This window comes from Bibersteinia trehalosi (assembly GCF_004346205.1).
Lineage (GTDB): Bacteria > Pseudomonadota > Gammaproteobacteria > Enterobacterales > Pasteurellaceae > Bibersteinia > Bibersteinia trehalosi.
The window spans coordinates 215,311-237,805 of record NZ_SMAM01000004.1; the positions used below are offsets into that span (position 1 = coordinate 215,311).

The 22,495-nt window shown below is 43.2% G+C and carries 17 protein-coding genes; all 17 read left to right on the forward strand.

Annotation, left to right across the window (positions count from 1 at the left end):
• Positions 1-97 precede the first annotated feature (97 nt).
• Positions 98-2,179, forward strand: coding sequence for an ATP-dependent DNA helicase RecG (gene recG / locus EDC51_RS05810; RefSeq protein WP_131928425.1), 2,082 nt, complete (start codon positions 98-100; stop codon positions 2,177-2,179).
• A gap of 308 nt (positions 2,180-2,487) precedes the next feature.
• Positions 2,488-2,799, forward strand: coding sequence for a 30S ribosomal protein S10 (rpsJ, locus tag EDC51_RS05815; protein WP_001181005.1), 312 nt, complete (start codon positions 2,488-2,490; stop codon positions 2,797-2,799).
• Positions 2,800-2,815: 16 nt separating this feature from the next.
• Positions 2,816-3,442, forward strand: a complete 627-nt coding sequence (gene rplC / locus EDC51_RS05820; RefSeq protein WP_015433502.1) for a 50S ribosomal protein L3 — start codon at positions 2,816-2,818, stop codon at positions 3,440-3,442.
• Between the two features lie 15 nt (positions 3,443-3,457).
• Complete coding sequence (gene rplD, locus EDC51_RS05825; protein ID WP_015433501.1) at positions 3,458-4,060, forward strand: 50S ribosomal protein L4; 603 nt, start codon at positions 3,458-3,460, stop codon at positions 4,058-4,060.
• Positions 4,060-4,362 (forward strand): 50S ribosomal protein L23, encoded by a 303-nt coding sequence (gene rplW, locus EDC51_RS05830; RefSeq protein ID WP_172635305.1) that lies wholly within the window; start codon positions 4,060-4,062, stop codon positions 4,360-4,362. The genes rplD and rplW overlap by 1 nt, the downstream gene beginning before the upstream one ends.
• Before the next feature lie 18 nt (positions 4,363-4,380).
• Positions 4,381-5,202 carry a 50S ribosomal protein L2 gene (gene rplB / locus EDC51_RS05835; protein WP_006249360.1) on the forward strand — a complete coding sequence of 274 codons (822 nt, stop codon included), beginning with the start codon at positions 4,381-4,383 and terminating at the stop codon, positions 5,200-5,202.
• Between the two features lie 30 nt (positions 5,203-5,232).
• Positions 5,233-5,508: a 30S ribosomal protein S19 gene (gene rpsS / locus EDC51_RS05840; RefSeq protein WP_005539416.1), complete on the forward strand. Its 276-nt coding sequence runs from the start codon at positions 5,233-5,235 to the stop codon at positions 5,506-5,508.
• Between the two features lie 10 nt (positions 5,509-5,518).
• Entirely contained in the window at positions 5,519-5,851 is a 333-nt protein-coding gene (gene rplV / locus EDC51_RS05845) for a 50S ribosomal protein L22 (protein ID WP_005599292.1), read from the forward strand.
• Positions 5,852-5,873: 22 nt separating this feature from the next.
• A complete protein-coding gene (rpsC, locus tag EDC51_RS05850) occupies positions 5,874-6,578 on the forward strand; it encodes a 30S ribosomal protein S3 (RefSeq protein ID WP_015433499.1) in 705 nt (234 codons plus the stop codon).
• Positions 6,579-6,591: 13 nt separating this feature from the next.
• A complete protein-coding gene (gene rplP, locus EDC51_RS05855) occupies positions 6,592-7,002 on the forward strand; it encodes a 50S ribosomal protein L16 (protein ID WP_015433498.1) in 411 nt (136 codons plus the stop codon).
• Positions 7,002-7,193 (forward strand): 50S ribosomal protein L29, encoded by a 192-nt coding sequence (gene rpmC, locus EDC51_RS05860; protein ID WP_015433497.1) that lies wholly within the window; start codon positions 7,002-7,004, stop codon positions 7,191-7,193. The genes rplP and rpmC overlap by 1 nt, the downstream gene beginning before the upstream one ends.
• Positions 7,193-7,447 carry a 30S ribosomal protein S17 gene (gene rpsQ / locus EDC51_RS05865; protein WP_015433496.1) on the forward strand — a complete coding sequence of 85 codons (255 nt, stop codon included), beginning with the start codon at positions 7,193-7,195 and terminating at the stop codon, positions 7,445-7,447. The genes rpmC and rpsQ overlap by 1 nt, the downstream gene beginning before the upstream one ends.
• A gap of 155 nt (positions 7,448-7,602) precedes the next feature.
• Positions 7,603-8,955 carry a chromosomal replication initiator protein DnaA gene (gene dnaA, locus EDC51_RS05870; RefSeq protein ID WP_131928426.1) on the forward strand — a complete coding sequence of 451 codons (1,353 nt, stop codon included), beginning with the start codon at positions 7,603-7,605 and terminating at the stop codon, positions 8,953-8,955.
• 10 nt (positions 8,956-8,965) lie between these two features.
• Positions 8,966-10,069: a DNA polymerase III subunit beta gene (gene dnaN, locus EDC51_RS05875; RefSeq protein WP_015433494.1), complete on the forward strand. Its 1,104-nt coding sequence runs from the start codon at positions 8,966-8,968 to the stop codon at positions 10,067-10,069.
• 127 nt (positions 10,070-10,196) lie between these two features.
• Positions 10,197-11,276, forward strand: coding sequence for a DNA replication/repair protein RecF (recF, locus tag EDC51_RS05880; protein WP_131928427.1), 1,080 nt, complete (start codon positions 10,197-10,199; stop codon positions 11,274-11,276).
• A 63-nt stretch (positions 11,277-11,339) separates the two neighbouring features.
• Positions 11,340-14,918 carry a transcription-repair coupling factor gene (gene mfd / locus EDC51_RS05885; protein WP_131928428.1) on the forward strand — a complete coding sequence of 1,193 codons (3,579 nt, stop codon included), beginning with the start codon at positions 11,340-11,342 and terminating at the stop codon, positions 14,916-14,918.
• 297 nt (positions 14,919-15,215) lie between these two features.
• Positions 15,216-22,495: ESPR-type extended signal peptide-containing protein (locus EDC51_RS05890; protein ID WP_282957652.1), on the forward strand; the 7,280-nt coding region annotated here is incomplete at its 3' end.

The window sequence follows — 22,495 nt, forward strand, 5'->3', positions numbered from 1 at the left end:
AAACATCAACACACCCTAGATTGCGCTAAATTAAAAGTGCAAGCTTTCTCCCTTTTTTGTACAATCAAGCGGTCTTTATTTCCAAATTTTTTGCAAAATGACCCAACAATTGTTAGATGGTGTACCGCTCACCGCACTTTCTGGTGTGGGGGCTGCAGTCTCGGCAAAACTGACTAAAATCGGTATCAATAATGTACAGGATCTGCTGTTTCATTTACCGTATCGTTATGAAGATCGCACACGGATTACGCCAATGATTGATCTACGTCCCGATAGTTACGCGACTATTGAGGGCGTAGTACAGCTGACAGAGGTACAGTTCGGCAAACGTCCAATTTTATCGACCACACTCTCTGATGGCACAAGTAAGATCACACTCAAATTCTTTAACTTCAATGCTGGAATGAAAAACAGCCTGCACCAAGGCGCACGGGTAAAAGCGTTTGGTGAGATTAAGCGTGGGCGCTATATGGCGGAAATTCACCACCCAGAATACCAAATTATCCGAGATAACCAACCGCTGGTGCTGGATGAAACATTAACGCCAATTTATTCCACTACTGAAGGGCTAAAACAAGCCTCTTTGCGTAAACTGACCGATCAAGCACTTGCGTTATTGGATAAGGTTCAAGTCGCTGAGCTGCTACCCGATGAGTTCAACCCGCACCAATATAGCCTGAAAGAGGCATTGAAATTGTTGCACCATCCGCCACCGTCTATTTCACTTGAACAGTTAGAAAATGGCGAACATCCTGCGCAAAAGCGGCTGATTTTTGAAGAGTTGCTGGCACATAATTTGGCGATGCAGAAAGTGCGTATGGGGGCTCAACGGCAAGTAGCGCAGGTATTGCGTTATCAAACAGATATCAAAAGCAGATTTCTTGCTGGTTTGCCTTTTCAGCCGACCAATGCTCAAAGCCGAGTCACAGCGGATATTGAACGAGATCTTGCCCAACCACACCCCATGATGCGTTTAGTACAAGGCGATGTCGGGTCAGGAAAAACCTTAGTGGCAGCTTTGGCTGCATTGTTGGCAATAGATAATGCGAAACAAGTTGCACTAATGGCACCTACCGAAATTCTTGCTGAACAGCATGCGAATAACTTTGCAAATTGGCTACAGCCGTTTGGGATAGAGGTTGGCTGGTTGGCTGGCAAAGTAAAAGGAAAAGCAAGAGTCGCACAGCTTGAAGCTATTAAAAACGGTGATGTGCAGATGATTATTGGTACACACGCTTTGTTCCAAGAAAGCGTAGAATTTCATGATTTAGCATTAGTCATTATTGATGAGCAACACCGCTTTGGTGTACATCAACGGCTCACTTTGCGAGAAAAAGGGGCGAAAGAAAATGTGTATCCCCATCAGTTAATTATGACCGCAACGCCAATTCCAAGAACATTGGCGATGACAGTGTATGCTGATCTAGATACATCAATTATTGATGAATTACCTCCAGGACGAACCCCAATTAAAACGGTAGCGATTTCAGAAGATCGCCGTCATGAGATTGTGCAACGCGTTTATCAAGCCTGTAAAAATGAAGGACGACAAGCCTATTGGGTTTGTACTTTAATTGATGAAAGCGAGGTGTTAGAAGCACAAGCAGCGGCAGCTATTGCCGAAGATTTGCAACGAGCCTTACCTGATTTGCGTATTGGCTTAGTACATGGCCGAATGAAACCGCAAGAAAAACAAGCAATTATGGCGGAATTTAAGGCGGCAAATATTGATTTGCTGGTAGCCACTACTGTGATTGAAGTTGGCGTAGATGTGCCAAATGCGAGCTTGATGATTATTGAAAATTCCGAGCGTTTAGGTTTAGCACAACTTCACCAGTTACGTGGGCGAGTGGGACGGGGAGCAACGGCATCGCATTGTGTTTTGCTCTATAAACCGCCGCTAGGTAAAATTTCGTCTAAGCGTTTGCAAGTGATGAGAGACAGTCAAGATGGTTTCTATATAGCGGAAAAAGATTTAGAAATTCGAGGCACAGGCGAGATCCTTGGCACTAAACAGACAGGTATGGCGGAGTTTAAGGTGGCGGATTTGATGCGTGACCGAAAAATGATCCCGTTAGTACAAAACTACGCACGGCAGATTATTAGCAGTAATTTATTATTGGCAGATTTGCTAATTAAACGCTGGTTGGAAGAGAAAACAGAGTATTCAAATGCTTAGAAGCCAAGCTAGCGGTAAGTTTGCAAATTTTTCTGCCAATTTTACCGCTTGCTATTGATATGGGCATTCATCTTTTTTGCTAAATTTGCTTGCAATATGTACGTGATTAAGGTAGAATCCCTGCGCTTTTACGATATGTAAGAGTCGCTTAGTGTAATCATTTACTAAGTGGGCTGCCGATTTGGCAGCTGTAAAATGTTCCCGATTTGGGAGCTATAACAAGGTATGGCTGAGCCCCCTAATTTCAAAAGAATTAGTGGTGGTTTGGTTTTTTATTAGCTAATTTTTGTTAATGGAGCTCTGGTCTAATGCAGAACCAAAGAATCCGTATCCGCTTAAAAGCTTTTGATCATCGTTTAATTGATCAATCTACTGCGGAGATCGTAGAAACAGCTAAACGTACTGGTGCACAAGTTCGTGGTCCAATTCCTTTACCAACTCGTAAAGAGCGTTTCACCGTGTTGATTTCTCCACACGTAAACAAAGACGCACGTGACCAATACGAAATTCGTACTCACAAACGTTTAGTAGATATCGTAGAGCCAACAGAAAAAACTGTTGATGCATTAATGCGTTTAGATTTGGCTGCCGGCGTTGACGTGCAGATCAGCCTAGGTTAATTAAGAGGTTATTACAATGATTGGTTTAGTCGGTCGTAAAGTTGGTATGACCCGTATCTTCAATGAAGACGGTGTTTCTGTACCAGTTACCGTTATCGAAATCGAAGCCAACCGTGTGACTCAAGTGAAAACCCTTGAAAACGATGGCTATTCTGCAGTTCAAGTTACTACTGGCTCTAAAAAAGCAAGTCGTGTAACTAAGCCAGAAGCAGGTCATTTCGTGAAAGCAGGTGTTGAAGCTGGTCGCGGTTTATGGGAATTCCGTACTGAAGGTGAAGAGTTCACTTTAGGTCAGGAAATCAATGTTGACATCTTTGCAGATGTTAAAAAAGTAGATGTTACTGGTACTTCTAAAGGTAAAGGTTTCCAAGGTGGTGTTAAACGTTGGAACTTCCGTACCCAAGATGCTACTCACGGTAACTCTTTATCACACCGTGTACTTGGTTCTATTGGTCAAAACCAAACTCCAGGTCGTGTGTTTAAAGGTAAAAAAATGGCAGGTCACTTAGGTGCTGAGCGTGTAACCGTTCAATCACTTGAAGTGGTTCGTGTAGATGCTGAGCGTAAATTATTATTAGTTAAAGGTTCTGTACCAGGTGCAACTAATAGTGATGTTATCGTTAAACCAGCAGTTAAAGCATAAGTCTAGGAGATAGAGATGGAATTACAAGTTGTAGGTGCAAACGCACTAACTGTTTCTGAAACTACCTTCGGACGTGAGTTTAATGAAGCATTAATCCACCAAGTAGTTGTTGCTTATGCAGCAGGTGCTCGTCAAGGATCTCGTGCGCAAAAAACTCGTGCAGAAGTGTCTGGTTCAGGTAAAAAACCTTGGCGTCAAAAAGGTACAGGTCGTGCTCGTTCAGGTGATATCAAATCACCAATCTGGCGTTCTGGTGGTGTAACTTTCGCAGCAAAACCACAAGATCACAGCCAAAAAGTGAACAAGAAGATGTACCGTGGTGCAATTAAAAGCATTCTTTCAGAGCTTGTTCGTCAAGAACGTTTAGTGGTAGTTGAAAAATTTGAAGTAGATGCACCAAAAACTAAAGCTCTCGTTCAAAAATTAAAAGATATGGCGTTAACAGACGCGCTTATCATCACTGCAGAAGTGAACGATAACTTATATTTAGCTGCACGTAACTTACACAAAGTGGACGTTCGTGATGTTCAAGGTATCGATCCAGTAAGCTTAATCGCTTTTGATAAAGTGGTTATCACTGTTGATGCAGTTAAACAAATTGAGGAGATGTTCGCATGATGCAAGAAGAACGTTTGCTAAAAGTGCTTAAAGCACCGCATATCTCTGAAAAAGCGACAAACAACGCAGAAAAAGGCAACACTATCGTATTTAAAGTTGCATTAGATGCAAACAAAGTTGAAATTGCTAACGCAGTTGAACAACTTTTTGAAGTGAAAGTTGATTCTGTTCGTACTGTGGTTGTTAAAGGTAAAACTAAACGCCGTGGTGTGAAAGTTGGTCGTCGTAGTGACTGGAAAAAAGCTTATGTAACTCTTCAAGAAGGTCAATCACTTGACTTCGTTGAAGGTGCGGCAGAGTAATCAGAGGAGATAAAATAAATGGCTATCGTTAAATGTAAGCCGACCTCCGCTGGTCGTCGTCACGTAGTTAAAGTTGTAAACGCTGAGCTACATAAAGGTAAACCTTTTGCAGCGCTTTTAGATACTAAATCTAAAACTGGTGGTCGTAACAACTTAGGTCGTATCACAACTCGTCACATTGGTGGCGGTCACAAACAGCACTACCGTTTAATTGATTTCAAACGTAATAAATTAGACATTCCAGGTGTTGTTGAGCGTTTAGAATACGATCCAAACCGTTCTGCGAATATCGCATTAGTACTTTATAAAGATGGTGAACGTCGCTACATTTTAGCACCAAAAGGTTTAACTGCTGGTGATCAAATTCAAGCGGGTGCTTCAGCGCCAATTAAAGTAGGTAACGCATTACCAATGCGTAATATTCCTGTTGGTACAACTGTACACAACGTAGAATTGAAACCTGGTAAAGGTGGTCAAATCGCACGTTCAGCAGGTGCTTACGTACAAATCATTGCCCGTGAAGGTAACTATGTTACTTTACGTCTTCGTTCAGGCGAAATGCGTAAAGTATTAGCTGAGTGTACTGCAACTATCGGTGAAGTAGGTAACTCAGAACATATGCTTCGCGTTCTTGGTAAAGCAGGTGCAAACCGTTGGAGAGGTATTCGTCCAACAGTTCGTGGTACTGCGATGAACCCAGTAGACCACCCACACGGTGGTGGTGAAGGTCGTAACTTCGGTAAACACCCTGTTACTCCTTGGGGCGTTCAAACCAAAGGTAAGAAAACTCGTCACAACAAACGTACTGATAAATTCATCGTACGTCGTCGTGGCAAATAATTTAATTCATTAACTAAAAGGTAAACACCAATGCCACGTTCCCTCAAGAAAGGTCCTTTCCTTGACCTACACTTGTTGAAGAAGGTAGAGAAGGCGGTGGAAAGCGGGGATAAAAAACCAATCAAAACTTGGTCCCGTCGTTCAATGATCATTCCATCAATGATTGGTTTGACCATCGCAGTCCATAATGGTCGTCAGCACGTTCCAGTTTATGTTTCCGACGAAATGATCGGTCATAAATTAGGTGAATTTGCACCGACTCGTACATACCGCGGTCACGCCGCAGATAAGAAAGCTAAGAAATAAGAGGTAAAAGATGGAAACTATTGCTAAACATCGTTACGCTCGTACTTCTGCCCAAAAAGCTCGCTTAGTTGCTGATTTAATTCGCGGTAAAAAAGTTGCGCAAGCACTAGAAATCTTAACTTTCACTAACAAAAAAGCAGCAGCGCTTGTTAAGAAAGTATTAGAATCAGCTATTGCAAACGCAGAGCACAATGACGGTGCAGATGTCGATGATCTTAAAGTTGCTAAAATCTTCGTTGATGAAGGTCCAAGCATGAAACGTGTAATGCCACGTGCTAAAGGTCGTGCAGATCGTATTTTAAAACGTACTAGCCACATCACTGTGGTAGTATCAGATCGTTAATTAAGTAGAGGAATAACAGAAAATGGGTCAAAAAGTCCATCCACATGGTATTCGCCTAGGTATTGTTAAGCCTTGGAGCTCTACTTGGTTTGCGAATACACAAGATTTCGCTGATAATTTAGAAGGCGATTTCAAAGTACGTCAATTTTTAAACAAAGAGTTAGCGAACGCTTCTGTATCTCGTATCACTATCGAGCGTCCAGCAAAAAGCATTCGTGTAACTATTCACACAGCTCGTCCTGGTATCGTTATCGGTAAAAAAGGCGAAGATGTTGAGAAATTACGTAACGCAGTTGCGAAAATCGCGGGCGTTCCAGCACAAATCAACATTGCTGAAGTGAAAAAACCTGAGCTTGATGCAAAATTAGTTGCGGATAGCATCGCTTCTCAACTTGAACGCCGTGTAATGTTCCGTCGTGCGATGAAAAAAGCAGTACAGAACGCAATGCGTTTAGGTGCTAAAGGTATCAAAGTTGAAGTTAGCGGTCGTTTAGGTGGTGCAGAAATCGCACGTTCAGAATGGTATCGTGAAGGTCGTGTGCCTCTACATACTTTACGTGCGGACATCGATTACAACACTGCTGAAGCACACACTACATACGGTGTAATCGGTATCAAAGTGTGGATCTTCAAAGGTGAAATCCTCGGTGGTATGGCTGCAGTGATTGAATCTGAAAAAGAACCAGCGGCACAGCCTAAAAAGCCAGCTCGCAAAGGTCGTAAATAAGGAGAATCACTGAATGTTACAACCAAAACGTACAAAATTCCGTAAAGTACACAAAGGCCGTAACCGTGGTATCGCGGGCGGTACTGAAGTGAGCTTCGGTACATTCGGTTTAAAAGCGATTGGTCGTGGTCGTTTAACTGCTCGTCAAATCGAAGCAGCACGTCGTGCGATGACTCGTGCGGTAAAACGTCAAGGTAAAATCTGGATCCGTGTGTTCCCAGACAAACCAATTACTGAAAAACCATTAGAAGTCCGTATGGGTAAAGGTAAAGGTAACGTTGAGTACTGGGTAGCCTTAATCCAACCGGGTAAAGTATTATATGAAATGGATGGTGTATCTGAAGAAGTTGCACGTAATGCATTTGCATTAGCAGCAGCTAAACTTCCGTTCAAAACCACATTTGTAACTAAGACGGTGATGTAATGAAAGCTCAAGAACTACGTAATAAATCTGTTGAAGAGCTGAATGCTGAGTTAGTGAACCTTTTAGGTGAGCAATTCAAATTGCGTATGCAAGCAGCCACCGGTCAGCTTCAACAAACCCATCAGTTAAAACAAGTGCGTCGTAGCATTGCACAAGTGAAAACTGTATTAACCGAAAAGGCGGGTGAATAATGACTGATAAAATTCGTACAGTACAAGGTAAAGTGGTTAGCGACAAAATGGATAAATCATTTGTAGTTGCTATCGAACGTACAGTTAAACACCCAATCTATGGTAAGTTTATCCGTCGTACTACTAAACTTCACGTACACGATGAAAACAACGAAGCTAAATTAGGCGATGTAGTTGAAATCAAAGAGTGTCGTCCACTCTCTAAAACTAAATCACATACTTTAGTTCGTGTTGTTGAGAAAGCTCAAGCTTAATCGGCAAAATAAAGAAGAAAAACCCCCGCTTGTCGGGGGTTTTTTGTTGTTGGTGAAGCGATCATTGGATAAAGATCCACAAAAAATTCACAAGCTTTTCCATACTTTTTCAGGTATTATTAACAACCCTTTTTTCTATAATTTTGGAGTAGATTGTGTCTTCCCTTTGGTCTGATTGTTTAAGTCATTTGCAGTCAAAAGTATCACCATCAGATTATAGTGCTTGCCTACGTCCGCTAAAGGCAACAATGAATAAGGGAGAACTCATCCTCTATGCTCAGAATCCGATTGTGGCTAATTGGGTAAAAGAATCTTTTCTTGGAGAGATCCAAGATCTTGCTCGTTATCTTTCACAAGATCCAACTTTGAGCGTGATAGTAAAAGATCGTTTTGATGTTGAAGAAAAGCCAGCAGTGGTTAGCGCTAGAGCGCCACAGGAGCCAGAAGTAAGTCAGATCCGCACTAATCTTAATTCAACATTAACTTTTGACAACTTTGTACAGGGTAACTCAAACCAGTTGGCAAAAGCGATTGCCCAGCAAGTTGCGAATAATCCAGGAAGAAATACCTATAACCCCTTTTCACTTTATGGAAGCACGGGTTTAGGAAAAACCCATCTGCTACATGCAATTGGAAATGAAATTCTGAAACAGAACCCATCGGCAAAAGTACTTTATATTCAAGCCGAAAGTTTTACCCGTGCGATGGTGAGTGCATTACAAAGCAATAAAATGGAGAATTTTAAGAAATTCTACCGTTCAATTGATGTATTAATGGTGGACGACATTCAGTTTTTCGCTAAAAAAGAGGGCTCACAAGAAGAATTCTTCCATACTTTTAATTCTCTTTTAGAGCAGGATAAACAGATTATTGTGGCCTCTGATGTTTTCCCGAAAAATATCGAAAATATTGAAGAACGGATGCGTTCTCGCTTAAGTTGGGGAATCAGTGCCGCGATTGAACCGCCAGAATTAGAAACCCGAGTGGCAATTTTGATGAAAAAGGTTGAAAACCAAGCAGCAGAATTTTTGGCTACTTATGGTTTCCCTTTAGAATTGCGAGAAGATGCGGCATTTTTCCTTGCGCAGAAAATGCGGACTAACGTACGTGAATTAGAAGGTGCATTAAATAGTGTTATTGCAACTTCAGGGTTTACTCGCCGCCCAATTACGGTCGATTTTGTGCGAGAAGCATTAAAGGATCGTTTTGCAGCCTATGATTCTTTGATCACGATCGAAAATATTCAGCGGACAGTGGCAGAATATTACAATATCAAAGTAGCTGATCTTAAATCAAAAAGTCGTTCACGTTCTGTGGCGCGACCAAGACAAATGGCTATGGCTCTTGCTAAAGAACTTACTACACACAGCTTGCCTGAAATTGGGCGAGAATTTGGGCGAGATCACACAACGGTAATTCACGCCTGTAAAACAATCAATGAATTATGTGCTGAAGATAGCAGCATTCAAGAAGATTATACCAATTTAACCCGCAAACTATCGTCATAAGGACTTGTTTATGCAATTTACCATTACCCGAGAACAGTTGCTCAAACCATTGCAACAGGTTTGTGGCGTATTGAGCAGTCGTCCAACCCTGCCAATAATCAACAATATTTTGCTAGAAACGAATGGCAAACAGCTATCACTAACGGCAACCGACCTTGAAGTTGAGCTAACTACGCAGGCGGAGCTGTTTGAAGCGGTCAAAAAAGCAGAAAAATTTACCATTCCCGCGAAAAAGTTTTTAGATATTTGTCGTAGTTTGCCAGAAGATAGTGTTATTTCGATCCAGTTCGAGGAAGATCGTGCCTTAATTCGTGCAGATCGAAGCAAATTTAATTTAGCGACATTACCTGCTAGCGAATATCCAAATTTAATGGATTGGAGCCCAGAAGTTGATTTTACGATCGATCAATCTACACTTGCGCGCCTGATTGATGCAACACAATTTTCAATGGCAAAAGATGATGCCCGCTATTTCTTAAACGGTATGAAGTTTGAAACTGAAGGTAATTTGTTACGCACAGTTGCAACGGATGGACACCGTTTAGCTGTTTGTACTATGCCGCTTAGCCAAGAGCTATCAACGCATTCTGTTATTGTGCCTCGTAAAGCAGTGGTAGAGTTAGCCCGCTTAATTAGCGGGGGGGAAGATGCTGTGCGTTTAGAAATTGGCACCAATAATTTACGTGTTTCAATGAACGGTATCGTTTTTACCTCAAAATTGATTGATGGCCGTTTCCCTGACTATCGCCGGGTCTTCCCGCGTAACCCAGAGCGAATTTTAGAAGCCGATGCGGAAAGCCTAAAACGCTCACTGGTTCGTGCTGCAATTCTTTCAAACGAGCGTTTGCGCGGAGTGCGCTTAGCGCTAAGCGATAATCTGCTTAAAATTACTGCAAACAACCCAGAACAAGAGGAAGTGGAAGAAATCCTTGATGTGGCTTATCAAAGCACACCAATGGAAGTGGGCTTTAATGTGAGCTACTTACTTGATGTGTTGAATACCTTGAAATGCCAACGAGTACGCATGAGTTTAGTTGATGTGGGTTCTAGTTGCTTGATTGAAGATTGTGATAACAGCACGGCGGAATATGTTGTGATGCCAATGCGACTTTAATTATTGCGATAATCATTGCTAGGGCGGGGTTATCCCCGTCCGGCATGCAATTTCTACTTTAGGATAAAGCCTTTTCCTAGCATGTACCCTCCATTTTGTATTTTGACTTTAATTTTTTACCGCTTGTATGTCCCTTTCCCGACTAATCATTAACAACTTTCGAAATTTAACCGCAGTGGATCTGGATTTAAGCCACGGCTTTAATTTTTTAGTGGGAGCAAATGGAAGTGGTAAAACCAGCTTGCTGGAGGGGATTTTCTATCTCGGGCATGGGCGCTCATTTAAAAGTCATATTAGCAATCGCATTATTCATTACGATCATGATGAGTTCACGCTCTTTGGCAAAATTGAAGAAGACAAGCATGAATGGTCGGTTGGCTTGCAGAAAAATCGCCAAGGTGATACCAAATTGAAAATTAACGGCGAAGATGCCAAAAAAATTGCTGATCTTGCTCATTTACTCCCAATGCAAGTGATTACCCCAGAAGGGCTCACTCTACTAAATGGTGGACCAACTTATCGACGTGCTTTTTTAGACTGGGGGCTTTTTCATCAATATACCGAATTTCATCGACTATGGTCTGATCTCAAACGCCTGTTAAAGCAGCGCAATGCTGCGCTTAATCAAGTGCGCGACTATACAGAACTGAAATTTTGGGATATAGAGCTAGCAAAACTCGCCCATAGTGTGAGCGAGATGCGCGCGATGTATGCTGAAGCATTGCGCCCTGAAATTGAAAAGACTTGTCGTTTTTTCTTGCCTGAGTTGGAAATTAGTGTGAGTTTTCATCAAGGCTGGGAAAAAGGGGCAGATTATCTGGAAATTCTTGCTCAAGGATTTGAGCGTGATAAAAATCTTGGTTACACGATGATTGGCCCGCAAAAAGCAGATTTTCGTTTCCGTGCGAATGGTTTACCTGTAGAAGATGTGCTTTCTCGTGGGCAGCTTAAATTGCTAATGTGTGCTTTACGCCTTGCTCAAGGCGAATATCTTGTGGCACAAAAAGAGCGTCAATGTCTGTTTTTAATTGATGATTTTGCTTCAGAACTTGATCCTGTTAAACGAGAGTTACTCGCTCACCGCTTACGCCAAAGTGGTTCACAAGTTTTCGTTACCGCAATTACCCACGATCAGCTCAAACAAATGGAGTGGTTAGAGCAGGGGAGTGATCGCACATTTTCTGTCACAAGCGGTCGAATTTCCTGATTTTTCCACAAAATGTTAAACTACCCCCATTTTGCAAAAAATCATCAATTTTAAACCGCTTGTATGTCATCGCTCATTCAATTCAACCTACCGCAACTAGGCGGTAAATTTCAAGATCATCAAACACTTGGAAACCTCATCGGGCATGCTGATGTTCTTGCTATCAGCCAATCTGCCCGAGAGTTTAATGGCTTAACTATCGTTGTTACCCCTGATACTCGTACAGCATTGCGATTAGAAAAATCCCTACCGCAATTTGCTCAGCTTCCTGTACAGCTTTTCCCCGATTGGGAAACCTTGCCTTATGATAATTTTTCGCCTCATCAAGATATTATCTCTGCACGGCTTTCTGCACTGTTTCAACTGCAACAAGGTCAGAAACAGATTATCTTGCTCCCTGTGGCAACCCTATTACAAAAAGTCTGTCCGCCCAATTATCTGAGCAATAACGTTTTTTTAATTAAAAAAGGCGACCGTTTTTCCATTCAAAAACTACGTTTACAACTAGAAAATGCTGGCTATCGGGCGGTAGAGCAGGTGTTGGAATACGGTGAATATGCGGTGCGTGGCTCAATTTTGGATTTATACCCAATGGGTGCAGAAGCCCCATTCCGCTTAGATTTTTTTGATGATGAGATTGATTCTATCCGCACTTTTGATGTGGATAGCCAACGCACCCTTGCCGAAATCAGTGAAATCAATCTATTGCCGGCTCACGAGTTCCCGACAGATAGCAATGGTATCGAGCATTTTAGAGCGAAATTCCGTGAAACCTTTGGTGAAATCCGCCGTGAGCCGGAGCATATTTATCAGCAGGTTAGCAAAGGCGTGTTAAATGCAGGGATTGAATACTGGCAACCGCTCTTTTTTGATGAAATGGCAAGCCTGTTTGATTATCTGCCTGAAAATAGTCTCTTTATTACTTATGAGGGTATCAAAGAGAAAGCCGAGCAATTTCAACAAGATACCCATCATCGCTATGAGAGCAGACGAGTTGATCCAATGCGTCCGCTACTCCCACCGAGCGATCTCTGGTTTGCGATTGATGATGTACAACGTTGGCTTAAAGCCTACCCACGTTTAACACTCACCAGCGAGAAAATTCGCAAATCCGCAGCGAAAATGAATGCAAACGTCGTAAATTTACCCGACATTGCTATTCAATCAGGTACAAAAGAACCTTTTGGCCCATTGCAACAATTCCGCCAAAAATTTAAAGGCGGTATTCTCTTTTCGGTAGAAAGCGAAGGGAGACGAGAAACGCTTTTGGATCTGCTTGCCCCGATTGGGGTGAAGCCGAAGCAGGTAAACTCATTAGATGAAGCACAAGATTTGCCATTTTCTTTGATAATTTCACCGCTTGATCAGGGGTTTGTTATCAATCAAGTCCCCTCCCCCGTTCACGGGGGAGGGTTAGGGAGGGGGGATTGCAATAGCGTTGCAACCACAGGGCAAATCTCCGATTTGCTCCCCTCCCCCCCACCCCCTCCCGTAAACGGGAGGGGGAGTTTCTTCTCCTCCTCAGATCTTGCCATCATCTGCGAAACCGATCTTCTCGGCGAAAAGGTGCAAACACGGCGTGAGAAAAACCGCAAAACCGTCAATCCTGATACCCTAATTCGCAACCTTGCCGAACTGAAAATCGGGCAGGCGGTGGTGCATTTGGAAAACGGCGTGGGGCGTTACGGCGGTTTAACTGTGCTGGACGCCGGTGGGATTAAAGCCGAATATCTCGTGCTACATTATGCTAACGATGCCAAACTCTATGTGCCGGTTGCTTCGCTCCATTTAATCAGCCGTTATATCGGTGGGGCGGACGAAACCGCACCGCTGCACAAATTAGGCAGTGAGGCGTGGGCGAAAACCCGTCAGAAAGCAGCGGAAAAAATCCGTGATGTGGCGGCAGAATTGCTCGATGTTTACGCCAAACGAGAAAGCCAAACCGGTTTTGCTTTTGCCTACGACAAAGCGGAATTTGACCAGTTTAGTGCCACTTTCCCTTACGAGGAAACAGACGATCAGAAAATTGCCATCAATGCCGTAATTAGCGATATGTGCCAAGCCAAAGCGATGGATAGATTAGTGTGTGGCGATGTCGGCTTCGGCAAAACCGAAGTGGCCATTCGAGCGACTTTCTTAGCGGTGATGAACCATAAACAGGTTGCCATTCTTGCCCCAACCACCTTGCTTGCCCAACAGCATTATGAGAATTTCAAAGATCGTTTCGCCAACTATCCTGTGAATGTGGAAGTTCTCTCTCGCTTTAAAACCGCCAAAGAGCAGAAAACGATTTTGCAAAATGTGGCGGAGGGCAAAGTGGATATTTTGGTCGGCACGCACAAATTGTTGCAAGACGATGTAGCGTTCCGTGATCTTGGCTTGCTGGTGATTGATGAGGAACACCGTTTCGGCGTACGCCAAAAAGAGAAGATCAAACAACTGCGTGCCAATGTGGATATTCTAACCCTCACCGCTACGCCAATTCCAAGAACGCTGAATATGGCGCTCAACGGAATGCGAGATCTCTCGATTATCGCCAGCCCGCCGGCTCGCCGACTTTCAATCAAAACCTTTGTGCGACAAAGTGATGAAATGGTAATCCGTGAGGCAATTTTGCGTGAAATTCTACGTGGTGGGCAGGTTTACTACCTGCACAACGATGTGGCAACCATTGAAAACTGTGCCGAGAAATTGGCAGAACTTGTGCCAGAGGCAAGAATTGTGATCGGACACGGGCAGATGCGTGAGCGTGAATTGGAGCGGGTGATGAGCGATTTTTATCATCAACGCTTTAATCTGCTGGTCTGCTCCACCATTATTGAAACGGGGATTGACGTGCCGACTGCCAATACCATTATTATCGAACGGGCGGACAAATTCGGGCTGGCACAACTGCACCAACTGCGAGGACGAGTCGGACGTTCGCACCACCAAGCCTACGCCTATATGCTCACCCCACACCCGAAAACACTCACCAAAGATGCCGAGCAACGCTTGGAGGCGATGAGTACCATTGATAATCTCGGGGCAGGTTTTGCGTTGGCGACCCACGATTTAGAAATCCGTGGTGCAGGCGAATTACTTGGCTCGGAACAGAGCGGACAAATTGAATCTATCGGTTTTTCGCTTTATATGGATTTACTAGAAAGTGCAGTCAAAGCTTTACAAGAAGGGCGAGAGCCGAGCCTTGATGAAATCACCCAAAATCAAGCGGAGATTGAACTGCGTGTTCCTGCGTTAATCCCTGATGATTACCTGCCTGATGTCAATATGCGTTTATCCTTCTATAAACGCATCGCAAGCAGTGAAAATGAAACCCAACTGAAAGATCTCAAAATTGAGCTGATTGACCGTTTTGGCTTATTACCAGAGGCAACCAAAAACTTATTCCAAATCACTCAATTGCGATTTATTGCTCAAAAACTTGGCTTGAAAAAAGTGGAGGCTGGCATCAATGGCGGTTTCCTAGAATTTAAACCAACTGCAACACCTGATCCTATGAAATTTATCACCTTGATTCAGAAACAACCTGCGGTATATAGCTTTGAAGGGGCAGTAAAATTCAAGTTTAGATTGCCACTCGAAGAAAATAGCAAGCGGTTAGAATTTGTAGAAAATTTACTCAGAGAAATTAATGCATAGCGCAAGCGGTGGATTTTGCAGAAAAATGCGCAAAATCTACCGCTTGTTATGATAGAGAGTGTTCCGTTTAATACACTTTAAAAACACAATGGCACAGCGAAGACGCTTGTGCCATTTTTTTGTATAAAAATCAGGAACAAGTGTTAGCTGATTGTAAATAAAGTAAATAAAAGCAAAGTGATTAGTGATTATTTTTGAGCAAATTACAATAACCTTGTGGGGAAATGGTGAGTATTTCCTAGTTGTTAGCAACACTTTTTTTGTTGCTAGGTATTTTACAAACCAAAGGGTTAAATTATGAATAAGGTATTTAAGGTTGTTTGGAATGCTGCAACTCAAACTTGGGTCGCGGTTTCCGAGCTACAACGTGTAAAAGGCAAAACGAAATCTAAATCGTCAGCGAATCCCGTATTAATGGCAATTAGTGCTGTTGGCGTGGGGGCAACAATGATTGGTGGAGTGAGTGCAGCCGTTCATGTCAATGATACAGCTTCAAATTATGTATTGGCTGCTGATGGAACGAGTAGCAGTATTCCTGCATATATTATCCAAGGAGTGAATGTAACAGGGACAGTTCCACCAAACTATGGTCATCTTACAGTTTATGGTACAGACATTAGCTTAGGTAGCCAATTTACTCCTGCTTGGAGTGCCCTCGTAGGAAATAATATTTCAGCTACTGGCGCAGATAAAATTCTCTACGGTAATAATATTAGCTCAGACAGTTTTGCTCAGTCTCCAGCTGTTGCTATTGGTAGAAATCTTACTTTAACTGGTGCTGCGGCAATGAGTGATGACCAAACGGGCTACAATAGTGCTGGAGAATCAGTTTTAATTGGTCATGATTTAAGTGGTCGCGCGAATAATGTATTGGTGGGTACTAATTTAACCACTACAGAAGCCACAACGGTTGTTGTGGGTATTCTTTCTGAAACCCAAGGTGCGAGAACGACAGCATTTGGTTATGTTGCTAAAGCTTTAGGTGCTGGGGCTACTGCACTTGGTACTTCGGTAACAGCAGCGAGTCAAGGGGATGTAGCTATTGGCGATAATTCAAATACTACTGGTAGTGGTTATGGAAAAGTTGCAATTGGTTATGCAACGACAGCATCTGGTCAAGAGAGTACGGCGGTTGGTCGTTTAGCTAATGCAACAGCAACTTATGCTACTGCATTAGGGAGTTACTCTTGTGCTACAGCTGTGCAATCCGTTGCGATTGGTACGGTGGCTAGAGCAAATGGTGAAAATGGTGCAGCGTTAGGGGCTTATAATACTGTAAATGCAGATCGTGGTACTGCAGTAGGAAGTAACAATCAGATAAGTACAGGTAGTAATCGTTCAACATCCGTAGGTACTCAGAATAATATTTACAATTGGTCTCCGAACTCTACTGCTGTGGGTAATAGTTTAAATATTTTTGGTGAAAGCAATACATTATTGGGTTCAAATGCTTCTGCAATGTATGTATCCAATTCAGTTGGGATTGGTACGAATATTAATGCAGGTAGTAGTTCTGTTATTGCTATGGGGCATAATACCAATGCTACAGGAAGCCAGTCTATTGCAATCGGTTGTTCTACTACAGCAAGTGGGATCAATTCGATAGCTTTTGGTTCTGATGCAAATGCAATAGAAATGGGTAGTGTAGCCATTGCTGCGCATGCGACTGCAACAGGGCGTGAAACTATTGCGATTGGTCTTGGTGCAAATGCGACACATACAACAAATTTGGCTGATATAGAAGGTGGTTTCGTTGCAGATGCTACAGGTGATGAGCAGGGTGATTTAGTTCCTTCTATTGCAATTGGTGCACATTCAAATGCAACATCGTCTAATGCCATCGCGATTGGCACTAATTCGAATGCCACAGGTAACCGTGCTATTGGTTTAGGTGCGGGTACTAACGCCACGGGGAATCGTTCTATTGCATTAGGTTGGTTAACTGTTACGGAAGGGAATCGTAGTAGTGCGGTAGGTGCTAGTGCTAGCGTAACGGGCGACTATGCTAGCGCAGTGGGAACTGGCGCAACAGTTAGTGGAACAAGTGCAGGAGCATTTGGTGCATATTCTAATGTAATGGGTAATAACACCTATGTGCTAGGCTCGAATATTAGTGTAGCAACAGAAGGTTCTGTCGTGTTGGGGAATAATTCTGCTGCATCTACGGCAACAAATGTGACTACTGCAACGGTTAATGGGGTTACTTATACAGGTTTCGCGGGTAATGCGAATATTGCTGCAGGTGACTATGTTAGTATTGGTGCCGCTGGTGAAGAACGCCAAATTAAAAATGTTGCACCAGGCGATATTTCTGCCAATTCAACTGATGCTATTAATGGCTCACAGCTCTATTTAGTGGCAGCAGAAGCGGCAAGACATTCTGTTGTTGCAGCTGGTGCGAATATAAGCAGTGTAACAACTAGCACAGCAACAAATGGCGCAACAGTTTATACCGTAAATGCGATTGACACTAACACTCAAGCCAGCATTTCTTCCGATGATGGTTCAGTAACCATTAGCCAAAGTACAAATAGTAATGGTACAACTAACTATGATTTATCGTTTACGGATAATGATACCGTGACGAGCGTAAGCTATGGCCGTACTTACAATACTTCAAGTGCAGCAAATGCACCAATCAATGTGACCACTTCAGTTATTGATGGCGTAACCAACTATGCTGTAAATGTGCTAACGACACCATTGATTATTTCACAATCAGGTGCGACATCTGTTTCGACTAGTCGTAATAACCAGTTAATGAATGCGAGCCAAATTTCTGCAGCAATCAACAATTCTGGTTTCCAAGTTTCAACCGGTACTGCGGATTTTATGGGCGGTAGCGGTACACAAGAAGGAGCTTCTTACCAAACTTTGGTAACCCCAGGGGATCAATTGATCTTTAATGCGGGGAATAATTTGGTGATTAGCCAATCAGCAGATCGCCGTGTTACTTATGGCTTAAATCCAGATCTTCAGATTAACAGCATTACCATAGACCCAAATATTTCATCGCAAGATGCAGGTATTGATATGGGTGATACCAAGATTTCTAATCTTGCCAATGGTACTAATGCAAGTGATGCGGTAAATTTAAGCCAATTAAATGCAAGTAAAACCTTTGTTCAAACAGGCAACCACACCAGTGTTAGCAGTACGACCAATACAGACGGCTCAACTAACTATATTGTGAATGCTGATAATATCATCGTAACTTCAGCAGATAGCTCCGTCACTGTGACACCAACTTCAACTACTAATGCAGATGGTACGCTAACCTATACTTATGATTTAGCGGTAGGTGCGGTAGAAATAGATAATTATTTCCATGTAAATAACGGTTCTAATAGTGGTGGCGATAGCGCAACTAACTTGGGTGGTGTTGGCGTGAGCGCTGGCGCAACGGCATTGAATTCTCTTGCTGCTGGGATTAATACTGTTGCAACTGCTTATGCTGCAACAGCGATGGGGTATGCAGCAACAGCAAGTAATAATAACACTGTGGCTATTGGTAGCTTGGCAACGGCTAGCGCTGCAGAAGCAACCACTGTCGGTTATAACTCAACAGCCTCTGGCCAAAATGCCTCTGCATTTGGTTCTGATACAACAGCCTCAGGAGTGAGCTCATTAGCGGTAGGTACGGGTTCAACAGCAAGTGCGGATAGCGCGGTTGCAATTGGTAATGATGCTAATGCTATTGCACAGAGTGCAGTAGCGATTGGGGAAAGTGCAAATGCGACAGGCAATTATTCAACAGCTGTTGGTGATTCATCAACTGCAAGTGGTTTACGTTCTGCTGCATTTGGGATCGATGCAAATGCAACAGCGGAGTCAGCATTAGCTGCGGGTGATTCTGCCATTTCTAGTGGTTATCGCTCAAATGCAGTAGGCTTTAACGCACAGGCTACGGCGGCAGAAGCGAATGCATTTGGTTCAAATGCAACCGCAACAGCTAATAGCTCCGTTGCATTAGGTACAAGTGCTACGGCAACGGCTGTTAATGCAGTAGCAGTGGGTGATTCAGCAGCCGCAAGTATTGATGGTTCTGTTGCTCTTGGTAACAATTCAACCACTTCTAATGCTGTGCCAACTTCTTCGGCGACAGTAAATGGTATTAGTTATAGTGGTTTTGCAGGCAGTTCCCCAGTTAGTGTTGTGAGTGTGGGATCAGTTGGCGCAGAGCGCCAAATTCAAAATGTAGCAGCAGGACAAGTCTCAGCAGATTCAACCGATGCGATCAACGGTTCACAGCTTTACTTAGTAGCGGAAGAAGCTGCGAAGAAATCCATTGTGGCAGCGGGTGAGAATATCAGTAGCGTAACTACCTCAACCTTAACCAATGGTTCTGTGGTTTATACCGTAAACGCAATTGATACCAATACGCAAGCCAGTGTGACATCAACGGATGGAACAGTGCTTGTGAGTGCTAGCACCAATGCAAATGGCACTACAAATTATGATTTAAGTGTTGATATTCCAACTTTTGAAAATGGCACTGAAACAACAATTAGTACGAATGAAAATGGTAGCCTGGTTATTAATGTAAACACAGGTTCTCTAAACAATAATGCAAATGGTTCAGTTGTTGCGGATACCACAAACGGTAATATAGCTACTGTTACAGATGTAGCAAATGCAATTAATAATTCTGGCTGGAATACCACTTTAAGTGATGGTTCTTCTGCGCAAATTAACCCAGGAGACACGCTTAATTACGTAAATGGTACGGGTACTACAGCAAATGTAAGTCAGAATGCAGATGGATCATATTCTGTAAGTTATGACGTTAATACAGCAAACACAACTACAGTAACCAATGGTAAAGTTGAAGCACCAACAGATGGGGCGAGTTATGTAAATGCAACGACTTTAGTGGAAACGATTAATAGTGCAGGTTGGAATCTTTTCCAAGAAACAGCTGAAGATGCAAACTTAAAAGATACCGTTACAGCGGGCGATAATGTTGTGTTTGCAAATGGCACTAATACGCAAGTCAATGTTACTAATGAAGGTAATACCACAACGATTAGCTACAGCGTTGAGGGAGACTTAACCAATATCACATCAATTACCAACAATAATGGTAGTACGAGTATTAGCTTAGGCAACAACACCGTAAACGTAAACAATGCAACGGTTAGCAATGTGGCAAATGGTACAAATGCAACAGATGCGGTGAATTTAGCACAGCTAAATGCAAGTAAAGTCGCGGTAGAAGCAGGTAACCATACCACGATCAGCACAACAACCAATGCTGACGGCTCAACGACCTATACTGTTAATGCAAACCACACAGTAGTGGAAGCAGGCACAAACGTTCAATTAAGCAGTAGCACGGATGGAAATGGCTTAACTACCTATAATGTAAGTGTCGCAGGTGATTTAACCAACATCACCTCAATCACGAACAATGCAGGTAACACCATTACAGTGGGTAACGGCACTACAATCACCAATACCAACGGCACAGCGGCGGTAGATCCAAACTCAAACGCAACGGATATTGCGACGATTGGTGACATTGTGAATACGATTAACAACGTAAGCTGGACGGTAGCCGGTAACGGTGCAGATGTTGAGAAGATTACAGCGGGCGAAGTGGTGAATTTTGTAGATGGTAACAACACCGTAGCGGTGGTGACTGCAAATGCAACCACAGGTGGTGCGGATGTGACTTACCATGTTGAGGGTGATTTAGCGAACATTACGTCAATCAGCAACAACAATGGCACAACCATCAGCTTAGGTAACAACACGGTTAACGTAAACAATGCAACGGTTAGCAATGTAGCGAATGGTACAAATGCAACAGATGCGGTGAATTTAGCACAGCTAAATGCAAGTAAAGTCGCGGTAGAAGCAGGTAACCATACCACGCTCAGCACAACAACCAATGCTGACGGTTCAACGACCTATACTGTTAATGCAAACCACACAGTAGTGGAAGCAGGCACAAACGTTCAATTAAGCAGTAGCACGGATGGAAATGGCTTAACTACCTATAATGTAAGTGTCGCAGGTGATTTAACCAACATCACCTCAATCACGAACAATGCAGGCAACACCATCACAGTGGGTAATGGCACTACAATCACCAATACCAACGGTACTGCGGCGGTAGATCCAAACTCAAACGCAACGGACATTGCGACGATTGGTGACATTGTGAATACGATTAACAACGTAAGCTGGACGGTAGCGGGTAATGGAGCAGATGTAGAGAACATTACAGCGGGCGAAGTGGTGAATTTTGTAGATGGTAACAACACCGTAGCGGTGGTAACTGCAAATGCAAGCACAGGTGGCGCGGATGTGACTTATAACGTTGAGGGTGACTTAACGAACATTACGTCAATCAGCAACAACAATGGCACAACCATCAGCTTAGGTAACAACACCGTAAACGTAAACAATGCAACAATTAGCAATGTGGCGAATGGTACAAATGCAACAGATGCGGTGAATTTAGCACAGCTAAATGCAAGTAAAGTCGCGGTAGAAGCAGGTAACCATACCACGATCAGCACAACAACCAATGCTGACGGTTCAACGACCTATACTGTTAATGCAAACCACACAGCAGTGGAAGCCGGCACAAACGTTCAATTAAGCAGTAGCACGGATGGAAATGGCTTAACTACCTATAATGTAAGTGTCGCAGGTGATTTAACCAACATCACATCAATTACTAACAACGCAGGTAACACCATCACAGTGGGTAATGGCACTACAATCACCAATACCAACGGTACTGCGGCGGTAGATCCAAACTCAAACGCAACGGACATTGCGACGATTGGTGACCTTGTGAATACGATTAACAACGTAAGCTGGTTAGTAGCGGGTAATGGCGAGATTAAAGAGAACATTACCGCGGGTGAAGTGGTGAACTTTGTAGATGGTAACAACACCGTAGCGGTGGTGACTGCAAATGCAACCACAGGTGGCGCGGATGTGACTTACCACGTTGAGGGAGACTTAACGAACATTACGTCAATCAGCAACAACAATGGCACAACCATTAGCTTAGGTAACAATACTGTTAACGTAAACAACGCAACGGTTAGCAATGTAGCGAATGGTACAAATGCAACAGATGCGGTGAATTTAGCACAGCTAAATGCAAGTAAAGTCGCGGTAGAAGCCGGTAACCATACCACGATCAGCACAACAACCAATGCTGATGGCTCAACGACCTATACTGTTAATGCAAACCACACAGTAGTGGAAGCAGGCACAAACGTTCAATTAAGCAGTAGCACGGATGGAAATGGCTTAACTACCTATAATGTAAGTGTCGCAGGTGATTTAACCAACATCACCTCAATCACGAACAATGCAGGCAACACCATCACAGTGGGTAATGGCACTACAATCACCAATACCAACGGTACTGCGGCGGTAGATCCAAACTCAAATGCGACCGATATTGCGACGATTGGTGATATTGTTAACACGATTAACAATGTAAGCTGGACAGTCGCAGGTAACGGAGAAGACGTAGAGAAAATTACTGCGGGCGAAGTGGTGAACTTTGTAAACGGCAACAACACCGTAGCGGTGGTGACTGCAAATGC

Bases quoted from the DNA above. Each gene is read 5' to 3' on its own strand.
- recF (WP_131928427.1), top strand. From the start codon at position 10,197: ATGTCCCTTTCCCGACTAATCATTAACAACTTTCGAAATTTAACCGCA.
- rplB (WP_006249360.1), top strand. From the start codon at position 4,381: ATGGCTATCGTTAAATGTAAGCCGACCTCCGCTGGTCGTCGTCACGTA.
- rplC (WP_015433502.1), top strand. From the start codon at position 2,816: ATGATTGGTTTAGTCGGTCGTAAAGTTGGTATGACCCGTATCTTCAAT.
- rpsS (WP_005539416.1), top strand. From the start codon at position 5,233: ATGCCACGTTCCCTCAAGAAAGGTCCTTTCCTTGACCTACACTTGTTG.
- rpsJ (WP_001181005.1), top strand. From the start codon at position 2,488: ATGCAGAACCAAAGAATCCGTATCCGCTTAAAAGCTTTTGATCATCGT.
- rpsC (WP_015433499.1), top strand. From the start codon at position 5,874: ATGGGTCAAAAAGTCCATCCACATGGTATTCGCCTAGGTATTGTTAAG.
- rplP (WP_015433498.1), top strand. From the start codon at position 6,592: ATGTTACAACCAAAACGTACAAAATTCCGTAAAGTACACAAAGGCCGT.
- rpmC (WP_015433497.1), top strand. From the start codon at position 7,002: ATGAAAGCTCAAGAACTACGTAATAAATCTGTTGAAGAGCTGAATGCT.
- rplV (WP_005599292.1), top strand. From the start codon at position 5,519: ATGGAAACTATTGCTAAACATCGTTACGCTCGTACTTCTGCCCAAAAA.
- recG (WP_131928425.1), top strand. From the start codon at position 98: ATGACCCAACAATTGTTAGATGGTGTACCGCTCACCGCACTTTCTGGT.
- dnaN (WP_015433494.1), top strand. From the start codon at position 8,966: ATGCAATTTACCATTACCCGAGAACAGTTGCTCAAACCATTGCAACAG.
- rplD (WP_015433501.1), top strand. From the start codon at position 3,458: ATGGAATTACAAGTTGTAGGTGCAAACGCACTAACTGTTTCTGAAACT.
- rplW (WP_172635305.1), top strand. From the start codon at position 4,060: ATGCAAGAAGAACGTTTGCTAAAAGTGCTTAAAGCACCGCATATCTCT.
- rpsQ (WP_015433496.1), top strand. From the start codon at position 7,193: ATGACTGATAAAATTCGTACAGTACAAGGTAAAGTGGTTAGCGACAAA.
- mfd (WP_131928428.1), top strand. From the start codon at position 11,340: ATGTCATCGCTCATTCAATTCAACCTACCGCAACTAGGCGGTAAATTT.